Here is a 438-nt window from a genome sequence, read left to right as displayed (position 1 = left end):
CGTCGTCATCGGCATCGGCACCCGCTACAGCGACTTCACCACCGCTTCGCGCACCGCCTTCCAGGATCCGCGCATCCGCTTTGTCAACATCAACATCGCCCGGTTCGACGCCGGCAAGCACGCGGGCCTGCCGGTCGTGGCGGACGCCCGCGAGGCCGTCACCGCCCTCGCCGCGGCCCTCCAGGGGTATGCCGTGGACCCGGCGTACCGGGACCGGCAGGTGAGGCTGTTCCGCGACTGGGACGCGCGGGTGGAGGCCGCCTACCACCCGCCCGCCGAGGTCACCGACGCGCTCGCCGCCGGCGTCCTCACCCAGGGCACGGTGCTCGGCTGCGTCAACGAACTGTCCGACTCGAGGGACGTCGTCGTCTGCGCCGCCGGCTCCATGCCCGGCGATCTGCACAAGCTGTGGCGGGTCCGGGACCGCAAGGCCTACCA

1 pseudogene is annotated in these 438 nt (G+C 72.4%); it reads left to right on the top strand.

Features of this window, described 5'->3' with window-relative positions:
• Nucleotides 1-438, top strand: a pseudogene (locus tag EAD98_RS00095) (3D-(3,5/4)-trihydroxycyclohexane-1,2-dione acylhydrolase (decyclizing)); the annotation flags it as partial.

The sequence above is a fragment of the Micromonospora sp. CV4 genome (assembly GCF_003667455.1).
GTDB lineage: Bacteria > Actinomycetota > Actinomycetes > Mycobacteriales > Micromonosporaceae > Micromonospora.
Note: the sequence above shows the minus strand (reverse complement) of the source record. Positions and strands in the feature narration are given on the sequence as shown.